Annotated in this window: 13 protein-coding genes; all 13 read right to left on the reverse strand. The window is 54.1% G+C overall.

What is annotated here, in order from left to right; genetic code table 11:
* Nucleotides 1-205: 205 nt before the first annotated feature.
* Nucleotides 206-1,159, reverse strand: a complete 954-nt coding sequence (locus tag HV340_RS05940) for a YbeF family transcriptional regulator (protein WP_020885001.1) — start codon at nucleotides 1,157-1,159, stop codon at nucleotides 206-208.
* A gap of 291 nt (nucleotides 1,160-1,450) precedes the next feature.
* The gene (lipB, locus tag HV340_RS05945; RefSeq protein WP_047743938.1) at nucleotides 1,451-2,092 is read right to left on the reverse strand and encodes a lipoyl(octanoyl) transferase LipB; all 642 of its coding nucleotides are present in this window, start codon (nucleotides 2,090-2,092) and stop codon (nucleotides 1,451-1,453) included.
* 95 nt (nucleotides 2,093-2,187) lie between these two features.
* Complete coding sequence (gene ybeD / locus HV340_RS05950; protein WP_003858718.1) at nucleotides 2,188-2,451, reverse strand: DUF493 family protein YbeD; 264 nt, start codon at nucleotides 2,449-2,451, stop codon at nucleotides 2,188-2,190.
* Between the two features lie 105 nt (nucleotides 2,452-2,556).
* A complete protein-coding gene (dacA, locus tag HV340_RS05955) occupies nucleotides 2,557-3,768 on the reverse strand; it encodes a D-alanyl-D-alanine carboxypeptidase DacA (RefSeq protein ID WP_014169116.1) in 1,212 nt (403 codons plus the stop codon).
* A 139-nt stretch (nucleotides 3,769-3,907) separates the two neighbouring features.
* On the reverse strand, nucleotides 3,908-5,020 hold the full coding sequence (gene rlpA, locus HV340_RS05960) for an endolytic peptidoglycan transglycosylase RlpA (protein ID WP_025204674.1): 1,113 nt from the start codon (nucleotides 5,018-5,020) through the stop codon (nucleotides 3,908-3,910).
* A gap of 16 nt (nucleotides 5,021-5,036) precedes the next feature.
* A complete protein-coding gene (mrdB, locus tag HV340_RS05965; RefSeq protein ID WP_014169118.1) occupies nucleotides 5,037-6,149 on the reverse strand; it encodes a peptidoglycan glycosyltransferase MrdB in 1,113 nt (370 codons plus the stop codon).
* A gap of 2 nt (nucleotides 6,150-6,151) precedes the next feature.
* Nucleotides 6,152-8,053: a peptidoglycan DD-transpeptidase MrdA gene (gene mrdA / locus HV340_RS05970; RefSeq protein WP_014169119.1), complete on the reverse strand. Its 1,902-nt coding sequence runs from the start codon at nucleotides 8,051-8,053 to the stop codon at nucleotides 6,152-6,154.
* 28 nt (nucleotides 8,054-8,081) lie between these two features.
* Entirely contained in the window at nucleotides 8,082-8,549 is a 468-nt protein-coding gene (gene rlmH / locus HV340_RS05975; protein WP_003858701.1) for a 23S rRNA (pseudouridine(1915)-N(3))-methyltransferase RlmH, read from the reverse strand.
* Nucleotides 8,550-8,552: 3 nt separating this feature from the next.
* Complete coding sequence (rsfS, locus tag HV340_RS05980) at nucleotides 8,553-8,870, reverse strand: ribosome silencing factor (protein WP_003858696.1); 318 nt, start codon at nucleotides 8,868-8,870, stop codon at nucleotides 8,553-8,555.
* A gap of 270 nt (nucleotides 8,871-9,140) precedes the next feature.
* Nucleotides 9,141-9,806, reverse strand: a complete 666-nt coding sequence (gene nadD / locus HV340_RS05985; RefSeq protein WP_014169121.1) for a nicotinate-nucleotide adenylyltransferase — start codon at nucleotides 9,804-9,806, stop codon at nucleotides 9,141-9,143.
* The gene (gene holA, locus HV340_RS05990) at nucleotides 9,799-10,830 is read right to left on the reverse strand and encodes a DNA polymerase III subunit delta (protein WP_181216376.1); all 1,032 of its coding nucleotides are present in this window, start codon (nucleotides 10,828-10,830) and stop codon (nucleotides 9,799-9,801) included. Before holA ends, nadD begins: the two co-directional genes overlap by 8 nt.
* Complete coding sequence (gene lptE / locus HV340_RS05995; RefSeq protein WP_020884995.1) at nucleotides 10,830-11,399, reverse strand: LPS assembly lipoprotein LptE; 570 nt, start codon at nucleotides 11,397-11,399, stop codon at nucleotides 10,830-10,832. Before lptE ends, holA begins: the two co-directional genes overlap by 1 nt.
* Before the next feature lie 14 nt (nucleotides 11,400-11,413).
* On the reverse strand, nucleotides 11,414-13,996 hold the full coding sequence (leuS, locus tag HV340_RS06000; protein WP_047743927.1) for a leucine--tRNA ligase: 2,583 nt from the start codon (nucleotides 13,994-13,996) through the stop codon (nucleotides 11,414-11,416).
* Between the last annotated feature and the right edge of the window lie 39 nt (nucleotides 13,997-14,035).

Below are 14,035 nucleotides of genomic sequence, written 5' to 3' on the forward strand. Positions count from 1 at the left end.
CGTGCGTGTTCCAGTTGCGAATATCGAAGGAAAGCGTTTCTATTCAAGGGAATGTTGTATTTATCAACTATTTTTGAACGAACGACAGGCAGTATATCATTGAAACGGTCGGTAAAGCAGCCTGCCAGGTCGCCAATTTGTAAAATAGTTGTTGTTTTGTGCGTTTTGCCCGGCAGGGGGCAGGGGCTTGTGCTGTATCAACCTGTCAGAAAGCCTGGCGGATGACGCGGATAACGTTTTCCAGTACCGGATCGCGCAAGCTGAGTTTGTTGTAATGCAGTGAAATCTCGATAGATTCCGCATTGAGCTGGTTGAGAGGAATGCTCTCCAGCGGCCAACATTTACGCAACAAGGTATACAGACGCGAAGGCATGATGCAGAGCATGTCGCTGCTGCCAATCAGGGAGGCAGTGGTGAACATATTGTAACTACTGAAGCTGATCTGGCGTTCCGGGAATATCTCATCGATTCGCTGACGCAGCGCATGGTTGGACTGTCCTTCGGTCATGAAAGACGAATGATCGTAGTTACGCAGATTTTCAATGGTCAACGGCCCGCTCAGGGCGGGATGCTGCTGGCGGCATACCAGCACCAGGTTATCCGCATACAGGACATGTTGTCCGAGCGCTCGGGCGCTAAAGCTGCCGCTTTCTATAATCAGGTCGGTCTGAAACTGAGCAAGCTGAATATCAGGCTCGTTGAGTGGCACATTTCGCAGCAGGAGCTGGGGAACATGCTCTTTTATCGCCTGAAAAATAGCGGGCATCACCAGCACGCCGACAGACGGGGTGCAGCCGATAGTAATGGTTCTCTGTTTGTCATAGCTGCCGGTTAAATCCAGCGCACCCAGAATCGACTCCAGCCCCTGGCTGATGTACTCATGCAGATGGGTGGCGTAGGCCGTCGGCGTAACCCCCTGGCCCTTACGAATAAATAACGGGTCGGGAAATATAGCGCGCAGTTTTTGAATTGACTGGCTTATTGCTGAAGGCGTGAGATTAAGAATTTTCGCAGCATTAACGATACCCTTATGGACATATACTGCCTCAAAAATAGTCAACAAATTGAGATCAATATTACGTAAAGTCCGAAAAATTTGTGGCTTGTCCTCACCACCTGGGTCATTCAGTCGTTTGGCTGGTAAATTATTATACTCCACGCTTTCACTCCGTATACATTCACATTATGAATGATAGTTGAATTTATTTATTATGCTTGTAGAGATTCGTAAAGTGTTGGTTTTGTTTCACTTGTTTATCAAAAACAAACAGTTGTGTGATTATCACGCAAGTTACTTACGCCCTGTATGCAGTTCTGGCTGGAGGCTAAATAATATGTAGCGGTAATATTCGGGCGCTTCGAAAATATAGAATAAGCGGATTATTGTAAAGCGTAAAAGCGGTAAATAAACAGTGGCCCGTCAAATAATCGAGCCATGATGCATGATATATTAAGCAGTGATATATTCGTAAGATGGATTGTTAAGTAGGGCTAAAACGTTCTTCAAAAGCACAGGACGAATATTCTCGGGCGTTGCGCTTTCAACCCACTGGCACATTTGCGTCATCTCCATTCCGGCGTAGCCGCAGGGGTTTATGCGCTGGAAAGGGGTAAGATCCATATTAATATTCAGTGCCAGCCCGTGGAAGGAGCAGCCTTTGCGGATACGCAGCCCCAGTGAGCAAATCTTACTTTCTCCCACATAGACGCCCGGCGCATCGGCACGCGGATGGGCTTCAATACCGTATTCCGCCAGCGTGTTAACCACGGTTTGTTCCAGCAGGGTAACCAGTTCGCGAACGCCGAGCTTTCTGCGCTTCAGGTTCAGCAGAACGTACATCACCTGCTGCCCGGGCCCGTGGTACGTGACCTGCCCACCGCGATCGCTTTGAATTACCGGGATATCACCCGTCATCAATAAATGTTCCGCTTTTCCCGCCTGTCCCTGCGTAAATACCGGCAGGTGTTCAACCAGCCAGATCTCATCAGGGGTGGTGTCATCGCGTGAATCGGTGAAATCATGCATGGCCTGGGAGACAGGCTCGTAAGGTTGCAGCCCGAGATGACGGACAAGAATTTTATCCTGATACAAAAGGACGTCTCCGAAGACGAGGGACAAAAGGTGAGGGAGAGTATATCACAAGCGGGGAGGCGGGTTACCCGGCAAACCGGGTAACCGCAGAGGGACTACAGCACCATACGAACAATTTCGATATTGCCGAGCTCTTCGTACAGCGTCTCAACCTGCTCAATGTGGGTTGCGGTAATGGTAATGGATACCGAGTGGTAGTTGCCCTTGCTGCTTGGTTTTACTGACGGAGAGTAGTCACCCGGCGCATGGCGCTGTACCACTTCAACCACCTGATCAACCAGCTCAGGTTTCGCCAGACCCATTACTTTGTAGGTAAACGGGGTAGGGAATTCAAGCAGTTCGTTAAGTTTGGTTTTCATGTCAGCTCCGGCGTAACGTCAAAAAGAATAACTCCCACGACAGGTGGGAGTTATCAGGATATCTAGTATATGGGGATCAAAATCACACTTTCAAGTGTTCAATTTTTAGCCAAACCAGTGATGGAACATCAATTTAATGTAATCAATGATTTTGCCGAAGAAATTGCCTTCCGGGATTTCTTGCAGAACAACCAGCGGACGCTGATCGATGGTTTTACCATCCAGCTGGAAGTTGATGGTGCCCACCACCTGGTTTTTCTGCAGTGGCGCGTGCAGCTCAGTGGTGTTCAGTACGTAGCTGGCTTTCAGATCTTTCATGCGACCACGAGGAATGGTCAGGTACAGATCTTTATCCACGCCAAGGGAAGCACGGTCGTTATCACCGAACCAGACTGGCTCAGAAGCAAACTCTTTACCGGCTTTCAGCGGGTTCACGGTTTCGAAGAAACGGAAGCCCCAGGTCAGCAGTTTCTTGCTTTCTGTCTCACGACCTTTGAAGGTACGACCGCCCATCACGGCAGAGATCAGACGCATCTGGCCTTCGGTGGCAGAAGCAACCAGGTTGTAGCCAGCTTTATCGGTATGGCCAGTTTTGATGCCGTCAACGTTCAGGCTGTTATCCCACAGCAGGCCGTTACGGTTGGTCTGACGGATACCGTTGAAGGTGAACTCTTTCTCTTTATAGATGGAGTATTCGTTCGGCACGTCACGGATCAGCGCCTGACCAATCAACGCCATATCACGTGCGGAGCTGTACTGACCATCTGCGTCCAGACCATGTACGGTCTGGAAATGGCTGTTCTTCAGACCCAGCGCGGTGACGTAGCTGTTCATCAGACCGACGAAGGCATCCTGGCTTCCTGCGGCGAAATCGGCCATTGCCACGCACGCATCGTTACCGGATTGCAGGTTAATACCACGGATCAGCTGAGAAACAGGAACCTGCATGCCCGGTTTCAGGAACATCAATGATGAACCTTTAAATACCGGGTTGCCGGTTGCCCACGCATCGTTACCGATGGTGACCAGATCCGTTTCTTTGAACTTCCCTGCTTTCATGGCCTGGCCGATAACGTAGCTGGTCATCATTTTGGTCAGGCTGGCCGGATCGCGGCGGGCGTCGGCATTCTGTTCAGCCAGCACTTTGCCAGAGTTGTAGTCGATCAGGATATACGATTCCGCGTCGATTTGCGGAACGCCAGGGATCATGGTCTTGATATTCAGGTCATCGGCGTGAGCTGCAGAGAGAGCAGTTGCGCAAAGGGCCGTGGTCAGCGCCATGCGCTGCACAAAACGAGCAGAAAAAGTGGTCTTCATGGTCAGAACAACGACATCCGTGATGGAATTAAAAAAAGTGCCTTACTATAGCAAATGCTATTCAGGCAGGCATCCGACTTTAAGCATGAGTTTGTGAATGTGTTTTACACAAATTGACACTTTGGATGCCGCCAGTTCATTATTTCGCAACAGCGATAAATGATTGTAGTTGGGCTTCATTTTGCAGGCGCTGCTGCAGAGACGCTGCCTGCGATTTGCTGGCAAACGGCCCCATCTGAATACGCCATACTGCGCCGTTTTGCGCAACGCGTCCCGGAACACCAAACTGCTGGCTCAGACGCTGTTGATACTGCTGCGCACGGGCCTGATCGCTTACCGCCCCAACCTGAACCACAAAGCCGCCACTGGCCGCCGCTGGAGCCGCAACCGGTGTGCTTTGCGCCGTCGCCGGAGCCGTTACGGGCGCAGGCTCTGTGGCAGGAGCGGCAACAGGAGCCGGTGCTGGCGTTGGTTCGCTGCCTTCCAGCACGCCGGTGGCTAACGTTGTCGGCGCGCCCAGGAAGCCGCTACTCTTTACCGGCGCACCCGTCGTGTCTTCGCTCTGCAGCGTATCATTGCTGATTGGGCGCACTTCTCCTGCTGGCTGAGAAGGCTCTGCCGGAGAAGAGACGCTTCCCATGCCGCCGTCCAGGTTCGGGCGGTCGGGAAGGGCGTAAGTCTGTTTCGCCACCGTCGTACACGCGGTACCTGGCCCGGAGAGGGTGCCATCCTGCGCCACGATAATCGGGTCAATACGGACTTTGGTATTGTTCGAGGTGTTCAGGCGGTCTGCAGCCGCGCGTGACAGGGAGATCACCCGGTCGTTACCGTAGGGACCACGATCGTTAATGCGTACCACGATCATACGACCATTCGCCAGGTTGGTGATACGGGCGTAGCTCGGGACAGGCAGGGTCGGGTGAGCCGCCGTCAGTTGCATCGGATCGAACGCTTCGCCGGTCGCCGTCAGGTTGCTGCCTGGCTCGGCATCATAAATGGCGGCAAAGCCAGCCTGGCTAAAACGGGAGGGATCCTGAACAATTTTGTAGCTTTTGCCGTCGCGCTCGTAATCCTGATTCGCGCTGGCATTGAGCGGTTCATAAACGGGATCGGCACCGCTGATTTCAACGATCGGGCCATTACAAACCGCAGGCTGCGGCGGCGCGACGGTTGCCTGTTGCTGACCATCATCACTTGTGCAGGCCGCAAGTAAACTTGCCGCAATGCAGATCCCCAGCCACTGCTTACGCATTCCGATCCCCTTATTTTTATACGCTTTTTGACAACATTTTTCTGTGGGTATGGATCGACATTACGATACCAAACCCGGCCATCAACACGATCAGTGCCGAGCCTCCGTAGCTCACCAGCGGGAGCGGGACGCCAACAACCGGCAGAATACCACTCACCATACCAATATTTACGAAGACATAAACGAATAAAATCAGCATCAACCCGCCTGCCATCACGCGGCCAAAGGTGGTTTGCGCACGCGCGGCGATCCACAGCCCTCGCATGATCAACAGCACATACAGCGCCAGCAGAATCAGGATGCCAACCAGGCCCAGCTCTTCCGCCAGAACCGCAAAGATAAAGTCGGTGTGGCGTTCCGGTAAGAACTCCAGCTGGGACTGGGTGCCGTGCAGCCAGCCTTTACCGCGCAGGCCGCCGGAACCGATCGCAATCTTGGACTGAATAATATGATAGCCCGCACCCAGCGGATCGGTTTCCGGATCGAGCAGCATCATGACGCGTTGTCGCTGGTAATCATGCATCAGGAAGAACCAGAGAATCGGGATGAATGCTGCCACCAGCACGACTGCAATGCCAATCAGACGCCAGCTTAAACCCGACAGGAACAGGACAAACAGGCCGGAGAGGGCGATAAGAATCGAGGTGCCGAGGTCAGGCTGCGCCGCAACCAGCAGCGTCGGCAGGAAAATCAGCACCAGCGCAATGGCGGTATTTTTCAGCGAAGGCGGGCAGACGTCACGGTTAATAAAACGCGCCACCATCAAGGGAACCGCTATTTTGGCTATTTCAGAGGGCTGGAAGCGGACAACGCCCAGATCCAGCCAGCGCTGTGCGCCTTTAGAGATGGCCCCAAAGGCATCTACCGCAACCAGCAGCACAATACAGAATATGTACAGATACGGTGCCCAGCCTTCGTAGACCCGCGGCGGGATCTGCGCCATGACCACCATAATGACCAGACCCATCGCGATCTGGCCGATTTTGCGCTCCATCATGCCGATGTCCTGGCCGCTGGCGCTCCAGATAACCAGGGCGCTGTAAACCAGCAGAGCCAGCAGGATCAGCAGCATGGCTGGGTCGATGTGGATTTTATCCCACAGCGATTTTTTATTTGGATTATCCGTCATGATTATTGGTCCTCCGCCGCAGCGGCGGCCGGGTTTTCAGCCGGCAGTTCGGTGTTGTTATCACCCAGCATAATGTGGTCGAGGATCTGGCGCATGATGGTCCCCACGGCCGGACCTGCGCCGCCGTTTTCCAGAATCATCGCCACCGCAACCTGCGGGTTATCATAAGGGGCAAAGGCCGTCATCAGCTTATGGTCACGCAGACGTTCAGCAATACGGTGCGCGTTATAGGTTTCATTGGCTTTCAGACCGAAGACCTGCGCAGTACCGGATTTGGCGGCCACTTTATACGGTGTGCCGGCGAAATACTTATGTGCGGTCCCGTTCGGACGGTTCGCCACGCCGTACATACCGTCTTTGGCAATTTCCCAGTAACCGGAATGAATGTCACCCACCGGGGCTTCATGCGGCTGGATCCACGGCACTTTTTTGCCGTCTTCAACCGTACTTTGCAGCAGGTGCGGAACTTTCACTACGCCATCGTTGATGAGGATCATCATCGCTTTGTTCATCTGAATCGGGGTCGCCGTCCAGTAGCCCTGACCTATACCCACCGGAATGGTATCACCCTGATACCACGGCTTCTTAAAGCGCTTCAGCTTCCACTCACGGGTTGGCATGTTACCGGAACGTTCTTCTGAAAGGTCAACGCCGGTGTAATGCCCGTAACCGAATTTGCTCATCCACTCTGACAGGCGGTCAATGCCCATGTCATACGCAACCTGGTAGAAGAAGGTATCCGCAGACTCTTCCAGCGATTTGGTAACGTTAAGGTGACCATGACCCCATTTTTTCCAGTCGCGGTAGCGTTTTTCAGAGCCTGGTAATTGCCACCAGCCCGGGTCAAACAGACTGGTATTGCGGTTGATGACGCCCGCGCTCAGCGCAGAGACCGCCACGTACGGTTTTACCGTTGACGCTGGCGGGTAAACCCCTTGTGTGGCGCGGTTCACCAGCGGCGTATTCGGGTCATTGAGCAGACCGGAATAGTCTTTGCTGGAGATACCATCGACAAAGAGGTTCGGGTCGTAGCTTGGCATGGACACCATCGCCAGAATGCCGCCGGAACGCGGATCGGTGACGACAACGGCAGCACGGCTGCCCGCCAGTAGGGTTTCAATATACTGCTGCAGCTTGAGGTCGAGCGTCAGGTAGACGTCATGCCCCGCCTGCGGTGGCACTTCTTTGAGCTGGCGAATGACGCGGCCACGGTTGTTAACTTCAACCTCTTCATAGCCGGTCTGCCCGTGCAGGACATCTTCGTAGTAGCGTTCGATCCCCAGCTTACCGATATCGTGCGTCGCCGCGTAGTTCGCCAGTTTGCCGTCTTTATCGAGGCGTTCAACGTCTTTATCGTTGATCTTGGAAACGTAACCAATGACATGCGTCAGCGCGGAACCGTAAGGGTAGTAGCGACGCTTGTAACCTTTCACTTCCACGCCGGGAAAACGATACTGGTTCACGGCAAAGCGGGCCACCTGGACTTCCGTCAGGTTCGTTTTAACCGGGATTGAGGTGAAACGGTGGGAGCGGGCACGCTCTTTTTTGAACGCGGCGATATCATCGTCGGTCAGATCGACAACGCCTTTTAGCGCTTCAAGCGTATCCTGCACATTATCGACTTTTTCCGGCATCATTTCGATTTGATAAATGGTGCGGTTTAACGCCAGCGGAGTGCCGTTACGGTCGTAGATAATGCCGCGGCTGGGCGCGATGGGCACCAGCTTGATACGGTTTTCGTTTGAACGCGTCTGATAATCGGTAAAGCGGACAATTTGCAGATTATAGAGGTTGGCGATCAGCACGCCGGTAAGCAGCAAAATCCCCGTAAAGGCGACCAGCGCCCGGCGCACAAACAGCGCGGACTCAGCCGTATAGTCGCGAAAAGAATTCTGTAGTTTCATCCGCTGCTTAATCTACCCTGGTCAGTCACTACTCGCGGTGATATGGGTGGTTGGTAGTAATGCTCCACGCGCGATACAGGCTTTCTGCCACCAGTACCCGAACGAGCGGGTGGGGAAGCGTCAGCGCGGAGAGAGACCAACTTTGTTCTGCCGCCGCTTTGCAGGCAGGAGATAACCCTTCAGGCCCGCCAATCAACAGACTGACGTCACGACCATCCTGCTTCCAGCGCTCCAGTTCGTGCGCCAGCTGCGGCGTATCCCAGGGTTTACCTGGAATATCGAGGGTGACGATGCGGTTTTTGCCTGCGGCAGCCAGCATCAGCTCTCCCTCTTTATCGAGAATACGTTTGATATCGGCGTTCTTGCCGCGCTTCCCGGCGGGAATTTCCACCAGTTCGAACGGCATGTCTTTTGGAAAACGACGCAGATATTCAGTAAAACCGGTTTGTACCCAGTCCGGCATTTTGGTGCCGACGGCGACCAGTTGCAACTTCACGCATTAACCCCAGAGTTTTTCCAGCTCATACAGGCGACGGCTCTCTTCCTGCATGACATGGACAATCACATCGCCGAGATCGACAACCACCCAGTCAGCGGTCGCTTCACCTTCAACGCCAAGCGGTAACAGGCCTGCTGCACGCGATTCCTGAACAACGTGGTCGGCAATCGAAACAACATGACGCGTTGAAGTACCGGTGCAGATAATCATGCAGTCGGTGATGCTGGATTTACCCTTAACGTCGATAGCGATGATGTCCTGACCTTTCAGGTCATCAATTTTGTCGATAACAAAATCCTGGAGTGCTTTACCCTGCAAGTTTTCCCCCTGGGGTGAATGAGATTGTATAACTATGAATTCGTGGCCAGACAGTATACCTGAACTGACGCCAGTGTCGGGACAAATGTCTCCGGCCGGGCTTTTGAAGGCGGGTATCATCCCACCCTCCGCCTGAGATTGCATCGCCATTTTTGTAAAACAATTTCTGTAAAGCAATGATCGGCGGGAAAGTCTGGCAGCGGAGGATAACAGTATGGCTTACCCTGTCAAGGCAGGATAATCATTACGCCGCTTTTTCATGCGCCCCCGCTATGCGTCTGCGCTTTTCTGATACAACCCATGCGCGTGAATGTAGTCCAGCACAGCTGATGGCAGCAGATCGTCACAGGCTAATCCCTGCTGCAGACGCTCGCGAATGAGGGTCGCAGAAATATCGAACCACGGCGTCTCTGCCAGATAAATCTTCCCGGCAGGCTGGTTGTGCAAGTCTTCAATATTGTCTGTGAGATGCGCCTCAAGCCACTGCTGGTACTGCTCTTCTCGCATGGTCAGCGGATAGCCCGGACGGCGACAGACAAGCAGGTGGCTGTTTTCCAGAATCGTTTCATACTGGTGCCAGGTGGGAAAATTGAGCAGGGAGTCCTGACCAATAATAAAGGCCAGCGGCGTGTCCGGCCCTTGCTCGGCTCGCCACTCCTGCAGCGTTTGCGACGTCCAGGACGGTGTGTCGCGGCGCAGTTCTCGCTCATCAAGGCTAAAAAGCGGTTTATCCGCGATGGCCAGAGCGAGCATCTCTTTTCTCTGCTCGCTGCTCGCCTCAGGTTGCGGACGGTGTGGCGGCACATTATTGGGCATGATGATTACGCGCTGAAGGCCGATCAGATTCGCCAGAATTTCAACCGGCTTCAGATGTCCGTAATGGACCGGGTCGAAGGTGCCACCGTACAGGGCCTGTAAAGAATGCATACTATCCATCGATAAATACGTCTGCCAGCGCCTTATGGCAGAGCAGCAGAGAGAGACTTTCCAGCTCCGCCCAGACCGACTGACCATAATCTTGTTTCAACGTAAGCTCAGCGCGCATCAGAAGCTGCACGGCCTGACGCAGCTGTTCATGACTCAGGCGGTTGATGGCCTCGGTGGTCATCGCCCGACGGTTTTGCCACACCCGATGTTTATCAAACAGCGAACGTAATGGCATATGTGCAGACTGACGCTTGAGCGTAATCAGCAGTAATAATTCACGCTGAAGGGTGCGCAGCAAAATAACCGGTTCGCTACCTTCCAGACGCAGCTGTTGCAATATATGCAGGGCGCGTTTGCTTTTCGCTGCCAGCAGTGCATCCACCCAGTGGAAGGGCGTAAAGTGCGCGGCATCGTTAACGGCCTGCTCCACGCGTGGCAGTGTCAGCTTACCGTCTGGCCAGAGCAGGGAGAGCCTGTCCAGCGCCTGAGCCAGTGCCAGCAGGTTGCCTTCATAGCAGTAACAGAGGAGCTGGTTTGCGGCGTCGTCCAGCTGAAGATTGTTTTGCTTCGCTCTTGTCGCGACCCATTTTGGCAGATGGGCTTGCTCAGGCGTCTGACAGGTCACCATAACCGCATTGGCCGCGAGCTGGGTAAACCAGGCCGCGTTTTCCTGCGCTTTGGTGAGCTTGTTGCCACGCACAATAAACAGTAGATCGCTGTGCAGCAGGCTGACCAGCGTTGCCAGCTGTTTATTGATGGCCGCGTTAGGGCCATTCTCCGGCAGCAGGATCTGGATGGTCTGGCGCGATGCAAAGAGGCTCATCGCCTGGCAAAGCGAGAAGAGGGCATTCCAGTCGGTGTTGTTATCCAGCTGGACGGTGTGGTGTTCATCAAAGCCCTGCGCGGCCGCCGCCTGTCGGACGGCATCCAGGCTTTCCTGAAGTAATAACGGATCGTTTCCGAGAAGCAGATACGCCGCGCGCAGCCCTTCATTGAGCTGCGCGCGGAGTTGTTCAGGATACAGCCTGATCATCAGTTACCCATGGAGGCAGAAACAGGAGGCGTGGTGGCATCCGGTTTTTCGATGATGTCAGAACCCTGTTTCGTTGACGCGGCAACGCCCGGCAGCTTACGGATCAGCTGCTCTGCGGCCTTATCGTACATTTCGTTAATGATAATCTGCTGCTCGGCGTCTTTTGCCAGAGCCGTCTGCGGGTTATCGAAGAACGAACGGTACACTTTCGTGCTGATTGGGTAGATGTCTTTACCCGGGATCAGAACGGCGGCATTAACCGACAGGACCATCTGATACTCCGCGGTACGGCCGTCCTGGAAAATGGACGCCGTGTCTTTGGCTAAGGTTGAGCCCAGAACGCGCAGGGATGGAACATCCTGACGTAACGTCCCTTTCTCAATCAACTCAACATCGTTAAGCCGCAGCTGGTTTCGAATTGCCCGGCTGAGTGGACCATTCGGATCTGATGAGTCGAAAATCATCGTTTTCATTTCAGCAGGCACTGCCGTGGTATTGCGCAGATGCCAGCCACAACCAGCGGTGACAAGCACCGCCAGAGATAAGAGTATTGTTGCCAGTTGTCGCACGTTTCCTCCCGCGCTTAGCCAACGACCAGATTCAGCAATTTACCCGGTACGTAGATCACTTTACGTACGGTAACGCCCTCAAGATATTTCGCAACCAGATGTTCCTGGCCTGCGCGTTCGCGAACCTGTTCTTCGGTAGCATCGACCGCCACGGTAATTTTACCGCGAACTTTGCCGTTAACCTGGACCACAACCAGCGTGGTGTTTTCCACCATCGCGGATTCGTCAGCCACTGGCCACGGTGCGTTGTCGATATCGCCTTCGCCTTTCAGCTCCTGCCAGAGGGTGAAGCTGACGTGCGGGGTGAACGGGTTCAACATGCGAACGACGGCCAGCAGCGCTTCACGCATTAAGGCACGATCCTGCTCGCCGTCCTGCGGGGCTTTTGCCAGCTTGTTCATCAGTTCCATAATAGCCGCAATTGCGGTATTGAAGGTCTGACGACGACCAATATCATCGGTCACTTTTGCAATCGTTTTATGAACATCACGACGCAGCGCCTGCTGATCTTCAGTCAGTGCCGCGACGTTCACTGCCGGAGCATCACCCTGAGAGGTGTGCTCGTAAACCAGTTTCCAGACACGCTTCAGGAAGCGGTTAGCCCCTTCAACGCCCGATTCCTGCCATTCCAGGGTCATGTCAGCCGGAGAGGCAAACATCATAAACAGACGCACGGTATCTGCGCCGTAACGCTCAACCATCACCTGAGGGTCGATGCCGTTGTTTTTAGACTTCGACATCTTGCTCATGCCGGTATAAACCAGTTCATGACCTTCGGCGTCTTTCGCCTTCACGATACGGCCTTTCTCGTCGCGCTCAACGATCGCGTCAACCGGAGACACCCAGTTACGCTCGCCGTTCGCCCCGACGTAGTAGAAGGCATCGGCCAGCACCATTCCCTGACACAGCAGCTGTTTTGCTGGTTCGTCAGAGTTGACCATGCCTGCGTCACGCATCAGCTTGTGGAAGAAGCGGAAGTAGAGCAGGTGCATGATGGCGTGTTCAATACCACCGATGTAGATGTCCACAGGCAGCCAGTAGTTTGCTGCATCGGAATCCAGCATGCCTTCCTGATACTGCGGACAGGTGTAACGCGCGTAGTACCATGACGATTCCATAAAGGTATCAAAGGTGTCAGTTTCACGCAGCGCTGGCTGGCCGTTAACGGTCGTTTTTGCCCACTCAGGATCGGCTTTGATTGGGCTGGTGATACCGTCCATGATCACATCTTCCGGCAGGATCACCGGGAGTTGATCTTCTGGCGTTGGCATCACGGTACCATCTTCCAGCGTCACCATTGGGATAGGTGCTCCCCAGTAGCGCTGGCGAGAGACACCCCAGTCGCGCAGGCGGTAGTTGACTTTACGCTCACCGACGCCCAGCGACGCTAACTTGTCGGCAATCGCGTTGAAGCCATCTTCAAAGCTCAGACCGCTGAATTCACCCGAGTTGAACAGGGTGCCTTTTTCGGTCAGGGCTTGTGCGGAGAGGTCTGGCTCAGAACCGTCAGCCGCGAGGATGACAGGCTTGATGGTCAGGCCATATTTGGTGGCAAATTCGTAGTCACGCTGATCGTGGCCTGGAACGGCCATGACGGCACCCGTACCGTACTCCATCAGCACGAAGTTGGCTGCCCAGACAGGGATTGCTTCGCCCGTCAGGGGATGGATAGCCTTAAAGCCGGTATCAACGCCTTTCTTCTCCATCGTCGCCATGTCGGCTTCGGCCACTTTGGTGTTGCGGCACTCGTCGATGAAGGCCGCCAGTTCCGGGTTGTTTTCCGCGGCTTTCTGCGCCAGCGGGTGACCAGCGGCCACGGCCAGATAGGTCGCACCCATGAAGGTGTCCGGACGGGTAGTGTAGACGGTCAGGGTCCGATCGTCGTTCTCAACGTTGAAGGTGATCTCCACGCCTTCTGAACGGCCGATCCAGTTACGCTGCATGGTCTTGACGGTATCAGGCCAGTGCTCCAGATTATCCAGATCGTTTAGCAGCTCGTCAGCGTAGGCGGTGATTTTGATAAACCACTGCGGGATCTCTTTACGCTCAACTTTGGTATCACAACGCCAGCAGCAGCCGTCGATAACCTGCTCGTTCGCCAGTACGGTCTGGTCGTTCGGGCACCAGTTAACGGCAGAGGTCTTCTTGTACACCAGGCCTTTTTTGTACAGCTCGGTGAAGAATTTCTGCTCCCAGCGGTAGTATTCCGGGGTGCAGGTCGCCAGCTCGCGGCTCCAGTCATAGCCAAAGCCCAGCATTTTGAGCTGGTTTTTCATGTACGCGATGTTGTCGTACGTCCACGGGGCAGGTGCCGTGTTGTTTTTGACCGCCGCGCCTTCTGCAGGCAGACCAAACGCATCCCAGCCGATTGGCTGCAGGACGTTTTTGCCGAGCATACGCTGGTAGCGGGCAATCACATCACCAATGGTGTAGTTACGCACGTGGCCCATGTGTAGTCGACCAGAAGGATAGGGAAGCATCGACAGGCAGTAATACTTCTCTTTGCTCTCGTCTTCGGTTACTTCAAAGGTGCGCTTCTCGTCCCAGTGTTGCTGGACTTTTGATTCTATCTCTTCCGGGCGGTATTGCTCTTGCATGGCAGCCAGTGGTCCTGTTTTCAATACAGCTACAAATGT

It is taken from the genome of Enterobacter sp. RHBSTW-00975 (assembly GCF_013615235.1).
Classification (GTDB): domain Bacteria; phylum Pseudomonadota; class Gammaproteobacteria; order Enterobacterales; family Enterobacteriaceae; genus Enterobacter; species Enterobacter ludwigii.

Bases quoted from the DNA above. Each gene is read 5' to 3' on its own strand.
- rlpA (WP_025204674.1), bottom strand. From the start codon at position 5,020: ATGCGTAAGCAGTGGCTGGGGATCTGCATTGCGGCAAGTTTACTTGCG.
- mrdB (WP_014169118.1), bottom strand. From the start codon at position 6,149: ATGACGGATAATCCAAATAAAAAATCGCTGTGGGATAAAATCCACATC.
- ybeD (WP_003858718.1), bottom strand. From the start codon at position 2,451: ATGAAAACCAAACTTAACGAACTGCTTGAATTCCCTACCCCGTTTACC.
- dacA (WP_014169116.1), bottom strand. From the start codon at position 3,768: ATGAAGACCACTTTTTCTGCTCGTTTTGTGCAGCGCATGGCGCTGACC.
- nadD (WP_014169121.1), bottom strand. From the start codon at position 9,806: ATGGATAGTATGCATTCTTTACAGGCCCTGTACGGTGGCACCTTCGAC.
- mrdA (WP_014169119.1), bottom strand. From the start codon at position 8,053: ATGAAACTACAGAATTCTTTTCGCGACTATACGGCTGAGTCCGCGCTG.
- leuS (WP_047743927.1), bottom strand. From the start codon at position 13,996: ATGCAAGAGCAATACCGCCCGGAAGAGATAGAATCAAAAGTCCAGCAA.
- holA (WP_181216376.1), bottom strand. From the start codon at position 10,830: ATGATCAGGCTGTATCCTGAACAACTCCGCGCGCAGCTCAATGAAGGG.